The organism is Tistrella sp., from assembly GCF_002684955.1.
Taxonomy (GTDB): Bacteria; Pseudomonadota; Alphaproteobacteria; order Tistrellales; family Tistrellaceae; genus Tistrella; species Tistrella mobilis.
Window position 1 is genome coordinate 150821 of sequence record NZ_NYWI01000034.1, and the last position, 17600, is coordinate 168420.

Genomic DNA, 17600 nt, shown 5'->3' on the forward strand with positions numbered 1-17600 from the left:
GCCTTACGCCACTGACCGCCCGCTACTGACCCACGGAGTCCTGACCCTATGGCGACCGCCCGAGCCGAAGGTGCCCTCTCCCATATCCGCGTGCTCGATCTCAGCCGCGTCCTCGCCGGCCCCTGGGCCAGCCAGATCCTGGGCGATCTGGGGGCGGAGGTGCTGAAGATCGAACGGCCGGGTGCGGGCGACGACACCCGCGGCTGGGGGCCGCCCTATGCCGAGGCGGCCGACGGTTCGGCGCGGGAGGCGGCCTATTTTCTGACCACCAATCGCAACAAATCCTCGGTCGCGATCGATATGGGCACCGCGGAGGGGGCGGCGCTGATCCGGCGTCTGGCCGCCGAATCCGATGTGGTGATCGAGAATTTCAAGGTCGGCGGTCTGAAGAAATACGGGCTCGACCAGGAGACCCTCAGGGCGCTCAATCCGCGGCTGATCTATTGCTCGATCACCGGTTTCGGCCAGACCGGACCTTATGCGCCGCGCGCCGGATATGACTTCATGATCCAGGCCATGGGCGGGCTGATGTCGGTGACCGGAGAGCCCGACGAGGTGCCGGGTGGCGGGCCGGTCAAGGTGGGTGTGGCCCTGGTCGACGTGATGACCGGGCTTTATGCGACCATCGGCGTTCTGGCGGCGCTGGCCCATCGCGAGCGGACGGGGGCGGGGCAATATATCGATCTGGCCCTGCTCGACGTCTCGGTCGCGACGCTCGCCAATCAGGCGATGAATTATCTGGTTTCGGGCAAGGCGCCGGGGCGGATGGGCAATGCCCATCCCAATATCGTGCCCTATCAGGCCTTCGCGACCCAGGACGGCCATCTGGTGCTGGCGATCGGCAATGACGAACAGTTCCGCCGCTTTGCCGCCGAGGCCGGCCATCCGGACTGGGGGACGGATCCGCGGTTCGCGACCAACGCCCAGCGCGTCGCCAACCGTGCCGCCCTGGTGCCGCTGGTGGCGGGGGCGGTCGCCACCCGCACCACCGACGACTGGATTGCGGCGCTGGAAAGCAAGGCCGTGCCCTGTGGCCCGATCAACACGCTCGACCGGGTGTTTGCCGATCCGCAGGTGCAGGCCCGGGGCCTGGCGCGGCAGATCGCCCATCCGGCGCTGGGATCGGTGCCGACGGTGGCCAATCCGCTCAATCTGTCGGCGACGCCGGTCGATTACGCCCGCGCCGCACCCCGTCTCGGTGCCGATACCGACGAGACGCTGGGCCGGCTGCTGGGGCTGGATGCGGCCGCCCTTGCCGATCTTCGCAAAAGAGGTGTCATCGGATGACCCTGCCCGCGACCGTTTCGGGGGCGCCGCGCACGGTGTTCGACCGGATCTGGGACGCGCATGTCGTGCATGCCCATCCGGCCGGCCAGCGCCTGCTGTGGATCGACCGCCATTTCACCCATGAGGGCAGCTTTCACGCCTATGGCAAGCTGGCGGACATGGGCCGGCGGGTGGCGCGGCCGGATCTGACTTTCGGGGTTGCCGATCATTACGTGCCGACCCGCAACCGCGATGCCGAGCCGGCGGACCCCGATGTCGGCCGGGTGATCCGGCTGTTGCGCGACAACACGGCGGCCAATGCGGTGCGGCTGTTCGATCTGGGCGACGAGGAACAAGGCATCGTCCATGTGGTGGGGCCGGAACAGGGGCTGACCCTGCCGGGGCTGACCATCGTCTGCGGCGACAGCCATACCTCCACCCATGGCGCCTTCGGGGCGCTGGCCTTCGGCATCGGCGCCTCGGAAGTCGCCCATGTGCTGGCGACCCAGACGCTGTGGCAGCGCCGGCCGAAGACTTTCCGGGTGCGGGTGGATGGCCGGCTGGGCGCCGGCGTTTCGGCCAAGGATCTGATCCTGCACCTGATTTCGGTGATCGGCACCGATGGCGCCACCGGCCATGTGATCGAATATGCCGGGCCGGCGATCCGGGCGCTGGGCATGGAAGCGCGGATGACGGTGTGCAACATGTCGATCGAGGCCGGTGCCCGTGCCGGGATGATCGCCCCCGACGAGACCACCTTCGCCTGGCTGAAGGGCCGGCCTGCCGCCCCGGCGGGGGCGCTGTTCGATCGGGCGGTGGCGCATTGGTCGGCGCTGCGCAGCGATGACGAGGCCGTCTTCGACCGCGAGATCGTGATCGACGGCAGCGCCGTCGCACCCGTCGTCACCTGGGGCACCGCACCCGAAGAGGCGGTGGCGATCGACGGCCATGTGCCCGGCGATGCCGATCCGGCGACGCTCGACTATATGGGGCTGGTGCCGGGGCAGAAGCTGGAAGGCCTGCCGGTCGACCGGGTGTTCATCGGATCCTGCACCAATGGCCGGATCGAGGATCTGCGCGCGGCGGCGGCCCTGCTGAAAGGGCGGCGGCTGACGGTGCCGATGCTGGTCTCCCCCGGGTCCACCCGGGTCAAGCGCCAGGCCGAAGCGGAAGGCCTGGCCCGGATCTTCGTCGAGGCCGGGGCCGATTGGGTGGAGAGCGGCTGTTCGATGTGTGTGGGCATGAACGGAGATCTGGCGGCGCCGGGCGAGCGGGTGGCATCGACCACCAATCGCAATTTCCGCGGCCGCCAGGGGCCGGGGGCGCGCACCCATCTGATGAGCCCGGCCATGGCCGCAGCGGCTGGTGTGACCGGCCGGCTGGCCGATATCCGCCGGCTGGCGGAGGGCTGATCCCATGGCCCAGGCGACGCTCCGCCCGCTGACCCGGCTGACCGCGATCGCAGCACCGCTGCCGCTCGCCAATGTCGATACCGATCAGCTGCTGCCGGCCCGCTTCATGCGCCGGCCGCGCGGCGATGGCTATCACCCCTATCTGCTGCACGATCTGGCCCATGATGCCGAGGGCCGGCCTGACCCGGATTTCGTGCTCAACCGACCGGCATATGCCGGCGCCGGCATCCTGGTCGCCCGGCGCAATTTCGGCGGCGGCTCGTCGCGCGAAGGCGCCGTCTATGCCCTGGTCGATGCCGGTTTCCGGGTGGTGATCGCGCCCGGCTTCGGCGACATCTTCCGCGCCAATGCGCTGAAGAACGGCATGCTGCCGGTGGCGCTGGACGAGGCGGTGGTCGCCCGGCTGCTGGCCGCTCTGGCCGCAAGCCCCGGCGCCACCATCTCGGTCGATCTGCCCGAACAGACCGTCACCCTGCCGATGGGGGCGGGCAGGGCCGAGGTCTTCGGCTTCGAGGTCGACCCCTTCCGCAAAGACCTGCTGGTCCGCGGTCTGGACGAGATCGGGCTGACCCTGTCGCTGGCGGAGGAGATCGCCCTATATGCGGAGAATCGGGTCAGGCGTGAACCCTGGGTGGTGCCGACGTCGCGCGAGACTTGAGGCAGATCAAGGTTCTATGGGGTTGGCGGGTGCATCCTCGATCATGATCCGGAGTGGATCGGGCGCCGTCATCACGCCCGACGCCGGCATGGAGGGGAGGCTCCGATGTCCCAGACCCTGCACCCGCATACCACCATCCTGGTCGCCGATGGTCGCAAGGCGCTGTTCCTGCGTCCGTCGGACGATCCGGAGGCATCCGACCCGGTCGTTTTTCTGGAGATGACGGCACCGGGCGAAGAGACGGTGTCCGATCGAGCCGTCCGGGCACCGGGTAGTTTGCAGAACCGCATCGGCCCGCGCAGCGCGATCGAGCATCCGAGCGCCCATGACGCGTTGGAACATGCCTTCGGCCGTGCGGTCGCCGAGAAGGCCTCCGCCCTTCATGCCGCCGGAGAGATCGGCCGGCTGGTGCTGGTGGCGCCGCCGCGCATGCTCGCCGATCTGCGCGCCCATCTGCCCGAAGGACTGCATGGCGAGGTGGTCGCCGAGATCGACAAGGAACTGGTCAACCGGCCGGTGCCCGAGATCCTGGAGATCGTGACCGCCCGCCTGGGGTGATCCCCGCCTTTCGACGCCGACCCGGCCCGGCCAGCGCTGCGCTGGCCGGGCCGTTTCATTGCCGGCTGCAACACATCGGCACGTAATAGTGCTTCAATGAAGACGCGTGTTTCCGTTATGGTGCACACGCAGCGGCGGCGTCACGCCGCGGCATGTCCCCTCCCGTTCCCCCCAGCTGATATCCGGGGCCGGCTCTCGATCGATCTTTGCGAGATGCCGCCCCTGGCCTGTCCTCATGTTCAGATTACGGAACAAGAAGCGAACATCGCGCCGCCGCAAATCCTCACCGCGCCGCCGGGCGCCCGCCAGACGGGCGCCGCGGCGTCGGCTGTCGTTCACCGACTGGATGTTCCGGAAATTCAGGAGATACCTGAAGATGGGCTGGAGACTGCTGGTGCTCTATTATATGTCGCACATGGGCGATTGATCGTATGATGGACGAATGTTCGCGCATATGTGTTCGTATTACGAACCTGCGGCCAGCTCGACACAGCCGGTCCGCAGCAGGGCGATGACATGCGGGGCGAAGGAGCGCCAGATATCCAGCCGGAAGCGCTCCGGGGCGTCGCGCCAGAGGAGCACCGTCACCCCGTCCATCACCGTCCGGCAGCCACGGCCGGGGGCGATCCGGTCGATGTCGCGCGGGCAGCCGATGGTCAGCAGCTCTGCGGCCGCCGGCCCTTCGACCATCACCGTGACCTCGCGGTCCGAGATGTCGGTCAGGCTGTGCGGGGCCGCGTCATAGACGGCAGCCGCTGCCGCAGCAAGACGTCCGGCATCGGCCTCGGGCGCCAGGATGTGCCATTCATCGGGGCCGAGGCACAGGGCCTCTATAGCCCCCGCCGCGGCACGATCGCCGATCTTCTGCGGCAGATCGAGCCCCAGTGCGCCTGAGAGCGTCGGCAGATCGCCGGTGCGCGCCCGAAGCGAGAAGCGTGCGACCGGGGCGAGGAGGGTGACCGTGACCGCGCTGCTGCGGGCGAGCGGGCCGGGTTCGACGGTCGGATCGGAAGTCATGGTCTCAGCCTCTCCCTGTCAGAGCTTCAGCCGGTCGCCGGCGGGGTCGTAGAAGACGGTGCCGGTCACCTCGGCCTCGATCACCCGGTCGGGCATGGGGATCCAGACCGTCTCGCCCATCCGGTCATGGCCGCCCTCCAGCAGGGCCAGCGCGATCGGCCGGCCGAGGGCGACGCTCTGATAGGACGAGGTGACGTGACCGACCATCTTCATCGGGATCGGCTGGGCCGGGTCGAGCACGAGCTGCGCGCCTTCCTCCAGCCGGGTCCGTCCATCGCGGGTCAGCAGCCCGACCAGTTGCCGGCGGCCGGGGGCCGCCAGATCCGGGCGCTGCAGGCCACGCTTGCCGACGAAATCCGGCTTTTTCTGCCCGACCGCCCATCCGAGCCCGGCATCGAAAGGGGTGACGGTCCCGTCGGTGTCCTGGCCGACGATGATGTAACCCTTTTCGGCCCGCAGCACATGCATGGTCTCTGTCCCATAGGCACAGATGTCGTAGCGCTGGCCGGCCGCCCACAGCATGTCCCACAACGCCCGGCCATGGCGGGCCGGGACGTTGACCTCGAAGCCGAGTTCGCCGGTGAAGCTCACCCGGAACAGACGGGCCGGGAAGCCGCCGACGCGGCATTCGGCGATCGACATATGCGGGAAGGCGGCATCCGAGATGTTCAGCCCCTCGACGAAGGGGCTGAGCAGATTGCGGGCATTGGGGCCGTTGAGGACGATGGTCGCCCACTGCTCGGTGGTGGAGGTCAGCCAGACCTTGAGGTCGGGCCATTCCGTCTGGAGATAGTCCTCCATCATGTTGAGCACGCGGGCGGCACCGCCGGTGGTGGTGGTGACGTGGAAGCGGTCGGTGGTCAGCCGTCCGATGACGCCGTCGTCGCGGATGAAGCCGTCATCGCCCAGCAGCAGACCATAGCGCGTGCGGCCCGGGGCGAGTTTGCTCCAGGGGTTGGTATACATGCGGTTCATGAACTCGACCGCATCGGGGCCCACCACCTCGATCTTGCCGAGCGTGGAGGCATCGAAGATGCCGAGGCTCGCCCGGGGGGCACGGCATTCGCGGGCGACCGCCGCCTCCATGTCCTCGCCCGGTTTCGGGAAATAGCGCGCCCGGCGCCACAGCCCGACCGGTTCGAACACCGCGCCATTGTCGACGGCCCAGCCGTCGATCGGCGTCTTGCGGGTGACGTCGAAATGCTCGCCGCGATGATAGCCGGCCAGCGCGCCGAAGGTGGTGGGGGTATAGGGCGGGCGGAAGGTGGTCAGCCCCACCTCCGGCTGGCTGCGGCCCAGCGCATCGGCGGCGATGTTGAGGCCGTTGATGTTCGACAGCTTACCCTGATCGGTGGCCATGCCGTTGGTGGTGTAGCGCTTGACATGCTCGATCGAGCGCATGCCCTCGCGCACCGCCAGCCGCAGATCCTTGGCGGTGACGTCGTTCTGATAGTCGACGAAGGCGCGCACCCTCGCAGGCTCGCGGTCGGTCGGAAGCTCGGTCACGCTCTCCCCCGTCCCCGGCCGGTCGCCGGTGACGGTGTGGCGGCCGGCTGCAGCGGGATCTCCGCCCAGCTCGCGAACGGCGGCAGCCCCCATCGCGGCGCCGTCATCCAGCGCCGCGGCGATGCCCCAGAGCCCGCGGGCCGCGCCGGCGATCTGGCAGGCCTCGGTGCGGGTGCCGGGCAGAAAGGTCTCTGCGGCCGCATCCCAGACAAGGCTGCCTTTGGTGTGCGAGAACAGATGCAGCGACGGCGTCCAGCCGCCCGACATCAGAAGGCAGTCGCAGTCGATCCTGACCGCCGCCCCCACCCGGCCATTGGTCACCGGGTTGACCTGCACCGCGCGGATCCTGAGCCGGCCCCGGGTATCGGTGACGGTGTGGCTGGCCAGAACCGTGATGCCGCGCGCCTCTGCGGCCGCCTTGAGCGCCGCGGGGGCCTGGCTTCTGGTATCGACGATTGCCGCGATCCGGGTGCCGGCGTCGGCCAGATCGAAGGCCGCGTGCCAGGCACTGTCATGGCTGGTGACGACGACCGCGCAGCTGCCCACCCGCACGCCATAGCGGTTCAGATAGGTCTGGGCCGCACCGGCCAGCATCACCCCTGGCCGGTCGTTGCCGTTGAAGACCAGCGGCTTTTCGATGGCCCCCTGGGCCAGCACCACCTGGCCCGCCCGCACCCGCCACAGCCGTTCGCGCGGCTGGCCTGCGGCCGGGGCGTCCAGGTGATCGGTCAGCCGCTGGCAGAGCCCGACCATGTTCTGATGGTAATAGCCGATCGCGGTGGTGCGGGTCAGGATCCGCACGCCCAGGCCGGACAGCTCCGCCAGGGCCGCCGCCAGCCAGTCCCAGGCCGGGCGGCCGTCGATCACCGCCTGCGGCTCGCTGAGCAGGCTGCCGCCGGCCTCGGCGGTCTCGTCGACCAGGGTGACCCGCAGCCCGGCCCGGGCCGCCGTCAATGCCGCCGCCAGCCCGGCGGGGCCGGCGCCCACCACCAGCAGGTCGGTATGCAGATAGCGCGAGGCATAGCCGTCCGGGTCGGGTTCGGTGGGGGAGACGCCGAGGCCCGCCGCCGCCCGGATGAAGGGCTCGTAGAACCGGTCCCAGAAGCTCTTCGGCCACATGAAGGTCTTGTAGTAGAAGCCGGCCGGCAGCAGCATGTGCAGGCTGTCGTTGATCGCTCCCAGATCCAGCTTCAGGTTGGGATAGCGGTTCTGGCTGGTGACCGCCAGCCCGTCATGGATCTCCCGGACGGTCGCGCGGGTGTTGGGCTCGGCGCGGCCGGGGCCGCGGCGGGTGCCGACCAGGGCGTTCGGCTCTTCCGATCCGGCGGTCAGCACGCCCCGCGGGCGGTGATATTTGAACGACCGGCCGATCAGATGCTCGCCATGGGCCAGCAGGGCCGAGGCGACGGTGTCGCCGGCAAACCCCTGATAGCGCCTGCCGTCGAAGGTGAAGGTGACCGGCCGGCCGTGATCGACCCGGCCGCGGCCCGGAACGCGAAAACCGGCGGGGCTCATTCTGCGCGCTCCTTCAGGGCCGCGAGATCGGGGCGGGGATCGCCGACCCGATAGGTCGTCAGGAAGCGGTCGCTCACCGTGTCGCGCACGGCATTGAAGAACCGGCCGCAGCCATGGACATGGCGCCAGCGTTCGAAATGGGCGCCGCGGATGTTGTTGCGGATGAACAGAAAGTCGCGCCAGTCCTCGTCGGTCGCCGTGGCGGGGTCGGGCCGGGCGATATGGGCCTCGCCCGCATAGACGAATTCCAGCTCGGGCAGGGTTTCGCCGCAATAAGGGCAGTGGATCAGAAGCATGGCGTGATCCTCAATGCGCGACGGCGGCGGCCGCGGCTTCGTCGATCAGACGGCCGGTGGTGAACCGCTCCAGCGTGAAGGGGGCGTTGATCGGGTGCGGCTCGTCTTTCGCCACCGTCCAGGCCAGCGTATGGGCGGCGCCGGGCGTCGCCTTGAAGCCGCCGGTGCCCCAGCCGCAATTGACATAAAGCCCCGGCACCGGCGTTTTGCCCAGAATTGCCGAGCGGTCGGGGGTCACGTCGACGATGCCGCCCCATTTGCGCAGCATGCGCATGCGGTTGAAGATCGGGAAGATCTCGCAGATCGCGGCCACGGTGTGTTCGATCAGCGGCAGGCCGCCGCGCTGGGAATAGCTGGTATACTGGTCGGTGCCCGACCCGATCACCAGCTCGCCCTTGTCCGACTGGCTGATATAGGCATGCACCGTGTTCGACATCACAACGCAGGGGAAGATCGGCTTCACCGGCTCCGACACCAGCGCCTGCAACGGGTAGCTTTCCAGCGGCAGCCGGACGCCGGCGCTCTGCATCACCACGCTGGTATTGCCGGCGGCGGAGACGGCCACCTTCTTTGCGCGGATGAAGCCCTTCGCGGTTTCGACCCCTGTCACCCGGCCATCGGGGCCGCGGCGGATTTCGGTCACCGGGCAGTTCTGGATGATGTCGACGCCGCGCGCGGCCGCCGCACGGGCATAGCCCCAGGCGACCGCATCATGGCGGGCGGTGCCGGCGCGTTCCTGCAGGGCGGCGCCCACCACCGGATAGCGGGCGCGGGGGGAGATGTCGAGCGGCGGGCAATACGCTTTGGCCTCTTCGGGCGTCAGCCAGCGGTTGTCGACGCCGTTCAGGCGATTGGCGTGGATGTGGCGCTTGAAACTCTGGATATCGTGCACGGTATGCGCCAGCATCAGCACGCCGCGCTTGGAATACATGACGTTGTAGTTCAGCTCCTGCGACAGCCCGTCCCAGAGATCGACGGCGTGATCATAAAGCCGGGCACTTTCGTCATAGAGATAATTCGACCGGATGATCGTGGTGTTGCGCCCGGTATTGCCGCCGCCCAGCCATCCCTTGTCGATGACCGCGACATTGGTGATGCCGTGCTCTTTCGCCAGGTAATAGGCGGCCCCCAGCCCATGGCCACCGGCGCCGACGATCACCACGTCGTATTCCGGTTTGGGCGCACTTTCGGGCCATTGTGCCGTCCAGCCCTTGTGGCCGGTCAGGGCATTCTTCAACAGCGACATGGCGGAAAAACGGGTCATGGCGGCCAGCCCTCAACGCTCCAGCTTTGCGGGTATTCTAGGCGCGGGATCCTGCCTCGGGACTGGAAGCCTGCGACGGAAGCGTTGTAGAATTGCGTCATGACCCCAGCCCGGAAACGCCTGCGTGTCGGCTTCCTGCTTGCGGACCGGTTCACGCTCTCGGCCTTCGCAAATTTCGTGGATGTTCTGCGACTTGCCGCCGACGAGGCGGACCGGTCGCGGCCGATCCTCTGCGACTGGACGGTGCTCTCCGACGACATGAACCCGATCCGGTCGAGCTGCGGCGTGAAGGTACAGCCCGATACCCGGCTCGACCGGGCCGGCACATATGACTATCTGGTCGTGGTGGGCGGGCTGATCCGCGAGGCGAGCGGCCTCTCGCCGGCCAGCATGCAGTTCCTGCAGGCGGCGGCGCGGGGCGGTGTGCCGCTGGTCGGGCTGTGTACGGGGGTCTTCCTGCTCCACGAGGCGGGGCTGCTCGACGGCTACCGCTGCTGCGTCAGCTGGTTCCACCATGATGATTTTCTTGAACGTTTCGGCTCAACCCGGCCGGTATCCGACCAGATCTTCGTGGTCGACCGCGACCGGCTGACCTGTTCGGGCGGCCATAGCGCGGCGCATCTGGCGGCATATCTGGTTGAGACCCATATCGGGCGGGTCGCGGCGATCAAAAGCCTCAGCATCCTGATCATCGACGAGGCGATGACCGGCGACAAACCCCAGCCCGGCGGCGGCAGCCCGCTCACCGCCCGCGACCCGCTGGTGCGCAAGGCGCTGATCCGCATGCGCCAGCGGCTGGAGGACCCGGCGAGCGTCGACGAACTGGCCGCCGATCTGGGCGTGGGCCGCCGCAAGCTGGAACGCAGCTTCCAGGCCGATCTCGGCCTCTCACCGGCGCGGGCCGGCCAGCGCCTCCGGCTCGACGCCGCCCGCCACCTGCTGGCGACCACATCGCGCACGGTGACCGACATCGCCCATGCGACGGGTTTCTGCGACGCCTCGCATCTGATCAACATGTTCAGGGGGGCGTTCGGGGTGTCGCCGGCGGAGGTCCGGCGGGGGGGGCCACGGGCGCGCGACCTCACCCGGCCGTCATCTGATGTCGGAGACAGTTTCGACGAGAAGCTCGCTGAAGCGCTTTACAGGGCTTGACGGGGTCGCGTCAGCAAGATGCAGGCCCAGATTGATCGTCCCGAGTGCCGGCAGACCGCATGAGGTTGCATCAAGGACGCGAAGATGCGATGGCACGACGTCTGCGATCCGCGCCGTGATCCCCAAGCCGGCCGTCACGGCAGCCCACAATCCGGCCAGGCCGGAACTGGCGAATACATGCTCCCAGGCAATGCCATCTTTCTCCAGCGCGTCGATTGCCCTTGCCCGAAACGAGCAGGGCGGATCGAACGCCACCAGAGGAACAGGCATGCCCGGCTCCCGGTCAAATGCGTCTGGCCCGATCCAGACGACACGAAAGCTGCCGATAACGGAATGGTGGGTGCTGCTCAGATCGCCCCAGGTCAAGGCCAGGTCCAGGTCGCCGGCGTCGATCAGCCTCACGAGATGGGAGCCGCGCTCCACACGAACCGTCACCCTGATTTTGGGATAGGCGCGTGAGAAGCGCCCAAGCAGAACCGGCAGCGATGTATCGGCGAAGTCTTGCGGAATACCAAGACGGACCCGTCCCTCCATATCGGTGAGGCGTTGCATCGCCATCATGGCTTCATCGTTCAATTCGAGCAGCCGCTTTGCATAAGACAGCAGGATTTCGCCCGCCTCTGTCAGCACGAGGCCGCGACCCTGTTTACGAAACAAGGTCTGCCCCACCTGGGCTTCCAGTTTGCGAAGTTGCAGGCTGATCGCGGGCGGCGACCGTCCGATCCGCTCGGCCGCTTTCGCGAAGCTTCCGAGCGTGCTGCCGGTCACGAACGTCCGAAGGACATCCATATCGAGGTTGGGAGGCATAGCCATGATTAAATTTATCAAAACAATTTTGAAAGAAGTACAAAATTATCAAAGTGATTTGGCCGGGCTAGGCTCCGTCACCGAAGGCTCTCAGGCAGGCAGCCTCTGCACCCCATCTTCGGGGAGGCGCCTTCTGGGAACCGCGTCCATCCACAGGAGCGCCCGCCATTTCCGCGTTCGAAAGCCAACCCCAGGTCAATGATACCAGCGACGGCCTGCCGGGGGCGCAAAAGCTCCGGGCTGTGGCAACGCTCATCCTGGGAAGCGCCATCGCCACACTGGATACGACAATCGCGACAACCGCGCTGCCAACCATCGCGACCGATCTGCACGCAAGCCCGGAAACGTCGATCTGGATCATCAATGCGTATCAGCTCGCGATGGTCGCAACGCTGCTGCCCCTCGCGGCCTGTGGCGACATCGTCGGGCACAGACGCATCTATACGGGCGGCCTGGCGCTTTTCACGCTTGCGTCTCTTGCATGCGGGCTGGCGTCATCATTGCCGATGCTCATTGCAGCCCGGACGCTGCAGGGTATTGGTGCGGCGGGCATCCTGAGCGTCACCAGTGCCCTCATCCGTTTTATCTACCCTCATAGTCAGATTGGTCGTGCGCAAGGTCTGAATGCCCTGATCGTCGCCGTGTTCTTCGCGATCGGCCCCCTGGTTGCCTCGGGCGTTCTGGCTGTAACCACCTGGCCGTGGCTGTTTCTGATCAACATCCCGCTCGGGGCTTTTGCGGTGGTGCTGGCGTTCAGAGCTTTGCCCCGGACGACCGGCGAACGGCCATCCCATTCATTTGACGGCACCAGCGGAATATTGGTCGCGGGCATGTTCGGCCTTCTCATCCTTGGACTCGGAGATGCGGCCCACCAGGCCGGCCTGGTGCGGGTATTGTGCGAATGGGGTGCATCCCTTGTCTGCTTCGGTGCGCTCCTCTCCAGACAGCGCAGGCATCCGGCGCCGCTGCTGCCCGTCGATTTATGTCGTCGGCCGCTTTTTGCCCTGTCAGTCCTGACGTCGATTTTTGCCTACGCTGCCCAAGGTCTGGCCTTCGTCTCTCTGCCTTTCCTTTTTGAGACGGTCATGGGGCGATCACAGACCGAAACCGGACTTCTCTTAACGCCATGGCCGGTCATGGTCGCCGTCGTCGCCCTGATTGCAGGGCGCCTGTCGGAACGCCGGTCGGTCGCGGTTCTGGGGGGTGTCGGCCTGCTGCTGCTCTGCCTCGGCATGGCGCTGCTGGCCTTCCTGCCAGACCAGGCAACGTTTCCGGACATCGCATGGCGGCTGGCAATCTGCGGCGCAGGCTTCGGCCTGTTTCAATCCCCGAACCTGAAGGCGCTGACGGCGAGCGTGCCACGAGAGCGGGCCGGCGCAGCAAGCGGCATCATCCCGACGGCCCGCCTGCTCGGTCAGGCCCTGGGCACAGCCCTGGTGGCCGCCTGCTTCACGATTGGAGGCGAGGCAGGCTCCATGACCGCTCTCTGGCTCGGCAGTGCGTTCTCTGCGCTCGCATGTGCGACGAGTCTCATGAGGTATAGGAAAGAACAGTGAATGACGGGCAAGTTCGCACTAGCGGCACGCCCTGTGCCTCTGCACGCTCCCGATCGCTGCCCCCCGATACACCGCCGGCGTCTTCCCCACATGCCGCTGGAAGACGCGCGTCAGGTGGCTCTGGCTTGAAAAGCCGCAGGCGGCGGCGATGGCGGCGATGGGTTGGTCGGTTCGAAGCAGGATGCGGGCCCGGGCGATGCGTTTTTGGGTGACCCAGGCATGCGGGGCGAGGCCGCGGGACAGGTGGAACATGCGGTGGAAGTGGTAGCCGGACAGGTCGGCCAGGGCGGCAAGGTCGTCCAGCGTGATCGCCTGGTCCAGATGGGCGTCGATCCAGTCGTCGACCCGGCGCAGGATATGCGGGGCAAGGCCGGCGCGTATGGTCACCGGCTTTTTGCGCAGGGCGCCGAACAGCTCGGCGAGGGCGGTTTCGGCGTGCAGCACATCCCCGTCGGCGCCGGCGGCGGCAAGCCGGGCGAGGGGGATGGCGAGATCCGGGTTTCGGACGAAGGTCGCTTCCGGCAGGTCCAGGCTGCGGGCGTCGCAATCATGGGTGCGGGCAAAGCCGCTGCGCAGCCTGGCTTCCGACAGATAGAGATGCACGAAGCGGAAGGGGGCGTTGATCTCCCAATCGGAGCCGCAGCCTTCCGGCATCACGCAGATCGCCCCGGGATAGCCGGTAATGCCCCCCGCATCCACCCGCCGCGTCCCGGTCCCGCCCTCAAGATAAAGGCTGAAGGTCGTATGGGCCGGCGCCCGATAGCACACCCGATCGCGGGTGTTTTCCCAGACCGCGACCGCACAGCCTTCGCCCAGCTCCATGCCGGCGAGCGCCCTGGCGACCGGTGATCTGCGCAGGACGTCGTAGATGGTGTCGGGCGTGGAGGGGCGGGAGGTCGCAATGTGAGACATGGGGCGGTGAGACATGGGGTGCCGGCCGTTGGGTGCGTCGGCCGATGTTAGGTCGGCCGGCGCCGCGGGAAAAGTGTCGGCCTGCGGATTTGCGCAAGAAGATGCAAAACCGCCGGGGGTGACCCGGCCTATGCTGCGCGCATGAACACATCCCTTCTCTTTGTCTCCACCGTGCTGATCTGGGGCACGACGTGGATTGCGATCGCCCTGCAGATCGGTGCCGTGCCGGTCATGGTGTCGATCTTCTATCGCTTTGCGCTGGCCGGGCTGGTGATGCTCGCCGGGCTTGCGATCCTGGGCCGTCTGGCCCGCCCGGCACATTGGCGTTTCGTCGCCGTGCAGGCGCTGTGTCTGTTTTCGTTCAACTTCGTCGGGCTCTACAAGGCGGCGGGATTGATCCCCTCGGGCCTGGTCTCGGTGGTCTTCTCGCTGGCCTCCATCTTCAACGCGGTCAATGCCCGGATCTTCTTCGGGGACCGGATCACGCTCCGCGTCGTCGGCGCCGGGGCGATCGGGGTGGCCGGGCTGGTCCTGCTGTTCTGGCACGACCTGTTCACCACGCTGGACGGGAACAGCCTGCGCGGCATTGCCTGGGCGGGGTTCGGCACGCTGATGTTCTCGTTCGGCAATATGGCCTCGCGCCGGAACAGTGCGCTCGGCACCTCTCCGGTCACCGCGAATGCCTGGGGCATGGGCATGGGGGCCGCCGTGCTGCTGACGCTGATCCTGGCGACCGGGCAGCCGGTGGTTCTGCCCGACGGCATCACCTATTGGGCGGCGCTCGCCTATCTGGCGGTGATCGGCTCGGTCACCGGCTTCACCACCTATCTGCTGCTGGTGCAGAAGATAGGCTCGGCCCGGGCCGGCTATGCCACGGTGGTCTTCCCCATGGTCGCGCTTCTGATCTCGACCCTGTTCGAAGGCTATCAGTGGACCTGGACGGCCGCCGCCGGGCTGGGCCTGATCGTGTTCGGCAATATCGTGATGTTCGCGCGGCGCCGGAATGGCAACAGCAGGCGCCCGGCCCGTCAGAAGCCGAGATAGCGGACATCGGGACGGTTCATGTGTTCGCCGATCACCGGCGGCGTCACGGGGGTGACGCCGTCGATCAGATCGGCTGCGGTCAGGCCATCGCTGTTGGGCAGATAGAGCGCGCAGAGCTCTGCATGGGCCCCTGCCTGAATCAGGCCCTGGAGCATCTGCTGCGGCGTCCTGCCGGAAGGTTTCAGGGCAGGGCCCTGGTAATCCTTCCGCGCAAGATCGCCGGCGGGGCCGCAGAGCAGGATGCGTACCGGCGTCTGACGTTGCAGGGCCTGCTGCGACAGAACCATGGCCATGGCCTGGGTCTGGGGGTCACCGCTGGTCACGGTGACGAACAGGCTGTCTCTGGCCGCAGCCGGCGCGGCCAGAAGGCAGAGGCCGGCAAGAAGTGCGGCTGTACGCAGAATGGTCATTTCATCTCTCCTTCCGGGAGCTGGCAGGCTATGGCGGGGGTGCGCCCGGATGTCGTCAGAGCGATTTTTGCGAGAAGTACCAGTCCGTCGTCTCATAGCCCTGGCCGGCACGGGCCTCGGCTTCGGCTGCCGTCTTGGGCGGCGACACGATCACCTTGTCGCCGGGGCACCAGGCTTCCGGCGTGGCCACGCCATGGGTGTCGCTCGTCTGCAGGGCGGTCACCAGGCGCAGGATTTCCTCGACGGAGCGGCCATTGCTCATCGGGTAGTAGATCATCGCGCGCAGGCGGCTTTCCGGGTCGATGACGAAGGTGGCACGCACGGCCTGGGTGTCGGCGGCACCGGGATGGACCATGCCATAGGCATTGGCGACGTTCATCGAGATGTCCTCGATGATCGGAAAGGGGATCTCGACCCCGAACTTCTCGCTGATGTTGCGGGTCCAGGCGAGATGCGCAAAGACGCTGTCGATCGACAGGCCCAGCAGGTCGCAATTCAGGGTCTGGAACCTGTCATGGGCGCGGGCGAAGGCAATGAATTCGGTCGTGCAGACCGGCGTGAAATCCGCCGGATGGGCGAACAGCACCAGCCAGCGGCCCCTGTAACTGGCGAGGGAAACGGGCCCATGCGTCGTCCGCGCCTCGAAATGCGGGGCGGGCTCGTTCAGACGCGGAAAACCGGGGGTGATGGTCATGGCGGTCGATCCTTCGGCTTCGGGTTTCGATGACGATCGCCGTTACCGGCGTCATCGTGAGCCAAGGATGAGGGCCGCCCCGGCCCCGCGCTTTGACATTTGATAAATTCTAAACTGCAGTTCGTGTTTTATGGCGCGTCCAACTGCGTGCCGCCCGCCACGGCTGCACCTGCATCCACCAGCGCCTGCCCCCGCGCATTCAACAGCAAGCCCGCCCCCAGCTTCGTCATCGTATACCCGAATGCCAGCCCGCGGTCGGGATCCGCGAAACCGATGGAGCCGCCGGCGCCGACATGGCCATAGGCGCGATGGCCGATGATGACGCTGTCGGCCGGCTGCGGGCGGCGGCGGTTGTCCATGCGGAGCATGAAGCCGGGGCCGAAGCGGGTGGGTTGCAGCAGGGTGGCGTCGATCTGAGTGGCGGAGCTGGCCTCGGCGAAGCCGGCGACGGTGTCGGCGTCGAAGCCGAGCGTCGCGCCGGGCAGGGTGGCGGCATAGAGCGAGGCGAGCGCGCGGGCATTGGTGATGCCGCCGGCCGCGCCGATTTCGGCCGCGTGGCCTTCGCGCGTATTGGCGCCGCGGCTGCTGTAGGTGCCGTTGTTGAACACGAACAGATGCTGGATCGTGCCAGGCTGCTTTGCCGCGGCGAGGAAGGGCGTGAGATCGGCACCGCGCTGGGCGCGGCGGACGATCACCGGGGCGACGCGCGGCTCGACGCTTTCGGGCAGGCCGATCCAGAAATCGAGGCCGAGCGGCCCCGCGATCTCTTCGGCGAAGAAACGGCCCAGGCTGCGGCCGTCCACCCGGCGCAGCACCTCTGCCGCCATGAAGCCCATGGTGATCGGGTGATAGCCGGTGCGGGTGCCGGGCTGCCAGAGCGGGGCCTCTTCCTCGATCCGGGCGATCATATAGGGATAATCGGTGACGCAATCGGCCTTGAGCGGCGCGGTCAGCACCGGCAGGCCGATGCTGTGGTCTAGGATCATCCGCACCGTGGCGTCGCGCTTGGGCCCCGGATCGGGGGCGCGGCCGGCGAATTCGGGCCAGATCTCGACCACCTTCTGATCCAGATCGAGCAGGCCGCGGGCCGCCGCCAGATGCAGCGCGATCGCCGTCGCGCCCTTGGTGGCCGAGAAGATCACCGAAACCGTGTCTTCCGCCCAGGCGCGGGCCGGGCTGTCGCCACCCGCCCGCACCGCCAGCCCGCCCCAGAGATCGACCACCAGCCGGCCGTCCTGGACCAGGGCCACCGAGGCGCCGACCTCGTCGCGTTGGGCGAAATTGGCGGCGAAAGCCCGGGCCACCGCTTCGTATGCCGGATGGCAGCGCCCCGCGATCTGCAGCGTCCCGTGTTCGGCACTGTCGACGGTGGCGGTCCAGGCGGCGGCATCGGGGTGGAGCGGGGCGGTCATGGGTGGCGCGTGTCCCTGGGATAAGGAAGGTGGTGAGCGGCTCCGTTATAGCCCATCCGCCCTGCGGATCGCCATTGAAGCCGCCCGCGGCTGGCCTCATGATCGCGTGCGGTCACCCATG

16 protein-coding genes are annotated in these 17600 nt (G+C 67.5%); 7 read left to right on the top strand and 9 right to left on the bottom strand.

The window, feature by feature from the left end; translation table 11 throughout:
• Window positions 1-48: 48 nt before the first annotated feature.
• From CMO28_RS11385 to CMO28_RS11400, 4 genes are all read left to right on the top strand, one after another.
• Window positions 49-1287, top strand: a complete 1239-nt coding sequence (locus CMO28_RS11385; protein WP_296713512.1) for a CaiB/BaiF CoA transferase family protein — start codon at window positions 49-51, stop codon at window positions 1285-1287.
• Complete coding sequence (gene leuC / locus CMO28_RS11390) at window positions 1284-2678, top strand: 3-isopropylmalate dehydratase large subunit (protein WP_296713513.1); 1395 nt, start codon at window positions 1284-1286, stop codon at window positions 2676-2678. Before CMO28_RS11385 ends, leuC begins: the two co-directional genes overlap by 4 nt.
• A 4-nt stretch (window positions 2679-2682) precedes the next feature.
• Complete coding sequence (leuD, locus tag CMO28_RS11395; protein ID WP_296713514.1) at window positions 2683-3336, top strand: 3-isopropylmalate dehydratase small subunit; 654 nt, start codon at window positions 2683-2685, stop codon at window positions 3334-3336.
• Between the two features lie 105 nt (window positions 3337-3441).
• On the top strand, window positions 3442-3894 hold the full coding sequence (locus CMO28_RS11400; RefSeq protein WP_296713516.1) for a host attachment protein: 453 nt from the start codon (window positions 3442-3444) through the stop codon (window positions 3892-3894).
• Window positions 3895-4359: 465 nt separating this feature from the next.
• On the opposite strand, the gene CMO28_RS11405 is transcribed toward CMO28_RS11400, so the two are convergent.
• The 4 genes from CMO28_RS11405 to CMO28_RS11420 are packed head-to-tail and all read right to left on the bottom strand — an operon-like array spanning window position 4360 to window position 9492.
• On the bottom strand, window positions 4360-4911 hold the full coding sequence (locus tag CMO28_RS11405; RefSeq protein WP_296713518.1) for a sarcosine oxidase subunit gamma: 552 nt from the start codon (window positions 4909-4911) through the stop codon (window positions 4360-4362).
• A gap of 18 nt (window positions 4912-4929) precedes the next feature.
• A complete protein-coding gene (locus tag CMO28_RS11410; RefSeq protein ID WP_296713519.1) occupies window positions 4930-7932 on the bottom strand; it encodes a sarcosine oxidase subunit alpha in 3003 nt (1000 codons plus the stop codon).
• The gene (locus CMO28_RS11415; RefSeq protein ID WP_062766300.1) at window positions 7929-8228 is read right to left on the bottom strand and encodes a sarcosine oxidase subunit delta; all 300 of its coding nucleotides are present in this window, start codon (window positions 8226-8228) and stop codon (window positions 7929-7931) included. The genes CMO28_RS11410 and CMO28_RS11415 overlap by 4 nt, the downstream gene beginning before the upstream one ends.
• A gap of 10 nt (window positions 8229-8238) precedes the next feature.
• The gene (locus CMO28_RS11420; protein ID WP_296713522.1) at window positions 8239-9492 is read right to left on the bottom strand and encodes a sarcosine oxidase subunit beta family protein; all 1254 of its coding nucleotides are present in this window, start codon (window positions 9490-9492) and stop codon (window positions 8239-8241) included.
• 99 nt (window positions 9493-9591) lie between these two features.
• Between CMO28_RS11420 and CMO28_RS11425 the strand changes: the two genes are divergently transcribed.
• Window positions 9592-10644: a GlxA family transcriptional regulator gene (locus CMO28_RS11425; RefSeq protein WP_296713523.1), complete on the top strand. Its 1053-nt coding sequence runs from the start codon at window positions 9592-9594 to the stop codon at window positions 10642-10644.
• Here CMO28_RS11425 and CMO28_RS11430 read toward each other — a convergent pair.
• Entirely contained in the window at window positions 10585-11457 is an 873-nt protein-coding gene (locus CMO28_RS11430) for a LysR substrate-binding domain-containing protein (protein WP_296713525.1), read from the bottom strand. The genes CMO28_RS11425 and CMO28_RS11430 overlap by 60 nt on opposite strands.
• Before the next feature lie 236 nt (window positions 11458-11693).
• On the opposite strand from CMO28_RS11430, the gene CMO28_RS11435 reads away from it, so the two are divergent.
• A complete protein-coding gene (locus tag CMO28_RS11435) occupies window positions 11694-13007 on the top strand; it encodes an MFS transporter (protein ID WP_296713527.1) in 1314 nt (437 codons plus the stop codon).
• Between the two features lie 18 nt (window positions 13008-13025).
• Here the strand turns inward: CMO28_RS11435 and CMO28_RS11440 are convergent, their stop codons facing one another.
• Window positions 13026-13919 carry a helix-turn-helix transcriptional regulator gene (locus CMO28_RS11440; protein WP_296713529.1) on the bottom strand — a complete coding sequence of 298 codons (894 nt, stop codon included), beginning with the start codon at window positions 13917-13919 and terminating at the stop codon, window positions 13026-13028.
• Between the two features lie 141 nt (window positions 13920-14060).
• Here CMO28_RS11440 and CMO28_RS11445 point away from each other — a divergent pair, with 141 nt between their 5' ends.
• On the top strand, window positions 14061-14963 hold the full coding sequence (locus CMO28_RS11445; protein ID WP_296713532.1) for a DMT family transporter: 903 nt from the start codon (window positions 14061-14063) through the stop codon (window positions 14961-14963).
• On the opposite strand, the gene CMO28_RS11450 is transcribed toward CMO28_RS11445, so the two are convergent.
• From CMO28_RS11450 to CMO28_RS11460, 3 genes are all read right to left on the bottom strand, one after another.
• A complete protein-coding gene (locus CMO28_RS11450; RefSeq protein ID WP_296713534.1) occupies window positions 14948-15373 on the bottom strand; it encodes a hypothetical protein in 426 nt (141 codons plus the stop codon). The genes CMO28_RS11445 and CMO28_RS11450 overlap by 16 nt on opposite strands.
• A gap of 55 nt (window positions 15374-15428) precedes the next feature.
• A complete protein-coding gene (locus tag CMO28_RS11455; RefSeq protein ID WP_296713536.1) occupies window positions 15429-16067 on the bottom strand; it encodes a peroxiredoxin in 639 nt (212 codons plus the stop codon).
• A 128-nt stretch (window positions 16068-16195) separates the two neighbouring features.
• Window positions 16196-17479, bottom strand: a complete 1284-nt coding sequence (locus CMO28_RS11460; protein WP_296713537.1) for a serine hydrolase domain-containing protein — start codon at window positions 17477-17479, stop codon at window positions 16196-16198.
• Window positions 17480-17600 lie beyond the last annotated feature (121 nt).

Coding starts and splice junctions, on each gene's coding strand:
- CMO28_RS11385 (WP_296713512.1), top strand. CDS start 49: ATGGCGACCGCCCGAGCCGAAGGTGCCCTCTCCCATATCCGCGTGCTC.
- leuC (WP_296713513.1), top strand. CDS start 1,284: ATGACCCTGCCCGCGACCGTTTCGGGGGCGCCGCGCACGGTGTTCGAC.
- leuD (WP_296713514.1), top strand. CDS start 2,683: ATGGCCCAGGCGACGCTCCGCCCGCTGACCCGGCTGACCGCGATCGCA.
- CMO28_RS11400 (WP_296713516.1), top strand. CDS start 3,442: ATGTCCCAGACCCTGCACCCGCATACCACCATCCTGGTCGCCGATGGT.
- CMO28_RS11405 (WP_296713518.1), bottom strand. CDS start 4,911: ATGACTTCCGATCCGACCGTCGAACCCGGCCCGCTCGCCCGCAGCAGC.
- CMO28_RS11410 (WP_296713519.1), bottom strand. CDS start 7,932: ATGAGCCCCGCCGGTTTTCGCGTTCCGGGCCGCGGCCGGGTCGATCAC.
- CMO28_RS11415 (WP_062766300.1), bottom strand. CDS start 8,228: ATGCTTCTGATCCACTGCCCTTATTGCGGCGAAACCCTGCCCGAGCTG.
- CMO28_RS11420 (WP_296713522.1), bottom strand. CDS start 9,492: ATGACCCGTTTTTCCGCCATGTCGCTGTTGAAGAATGCCCTGACCGGC.
- CMO28_RS11425 (WP_296713523.1), top strand. CDS start 9,592: ATGACCCCAGCCCGGAAACGCCTGCGTGTCGGCTTCCTGCTTGCGGAC.
- CMO28_RS11430 (WP_296713525.1), bottom strand. CDS start 11,457: ATGGCTATGCCTCCCAACCTCGATATGGATGTCCTTCGGACGTTCGTG.
- CMO28_RS11440 (WP_296713529.1), bottom strand. CDS start 13,919: ATGTCTCACATTGCGACCTCCCGCCCCTCCACGCCCGACACCATCTAC.
- CMO28_RS11445 (WP_296713532.1), top strand. CDS start 14,061: ATGAACACATCCCTTCTCTTTGTCTCCACCGTGCTGATCTGGGGCACG.
- CMO28_RS11450 (WP_296713534.1), bottom strand. CDS start 15,373: ATGACCATTCTGCGTACAGCCGCACTTCTTGCCGGCCTCTGCCTTCTG.
- CMO28_RS11455 (WP_296713536.1), bottom strand. CDS start 16,067: ATGACCATCACCCCCGGTTTTCCGCGTCTGAACGAGCCCGCCCCGCAT.
- CMO28_RS11460 (WP_296713537.1), bottom strand. CDS start 17,479: ATGACCGCCCCGCTCCACCCCGATGCCGCCGCCTGGACCGCCACCGTC.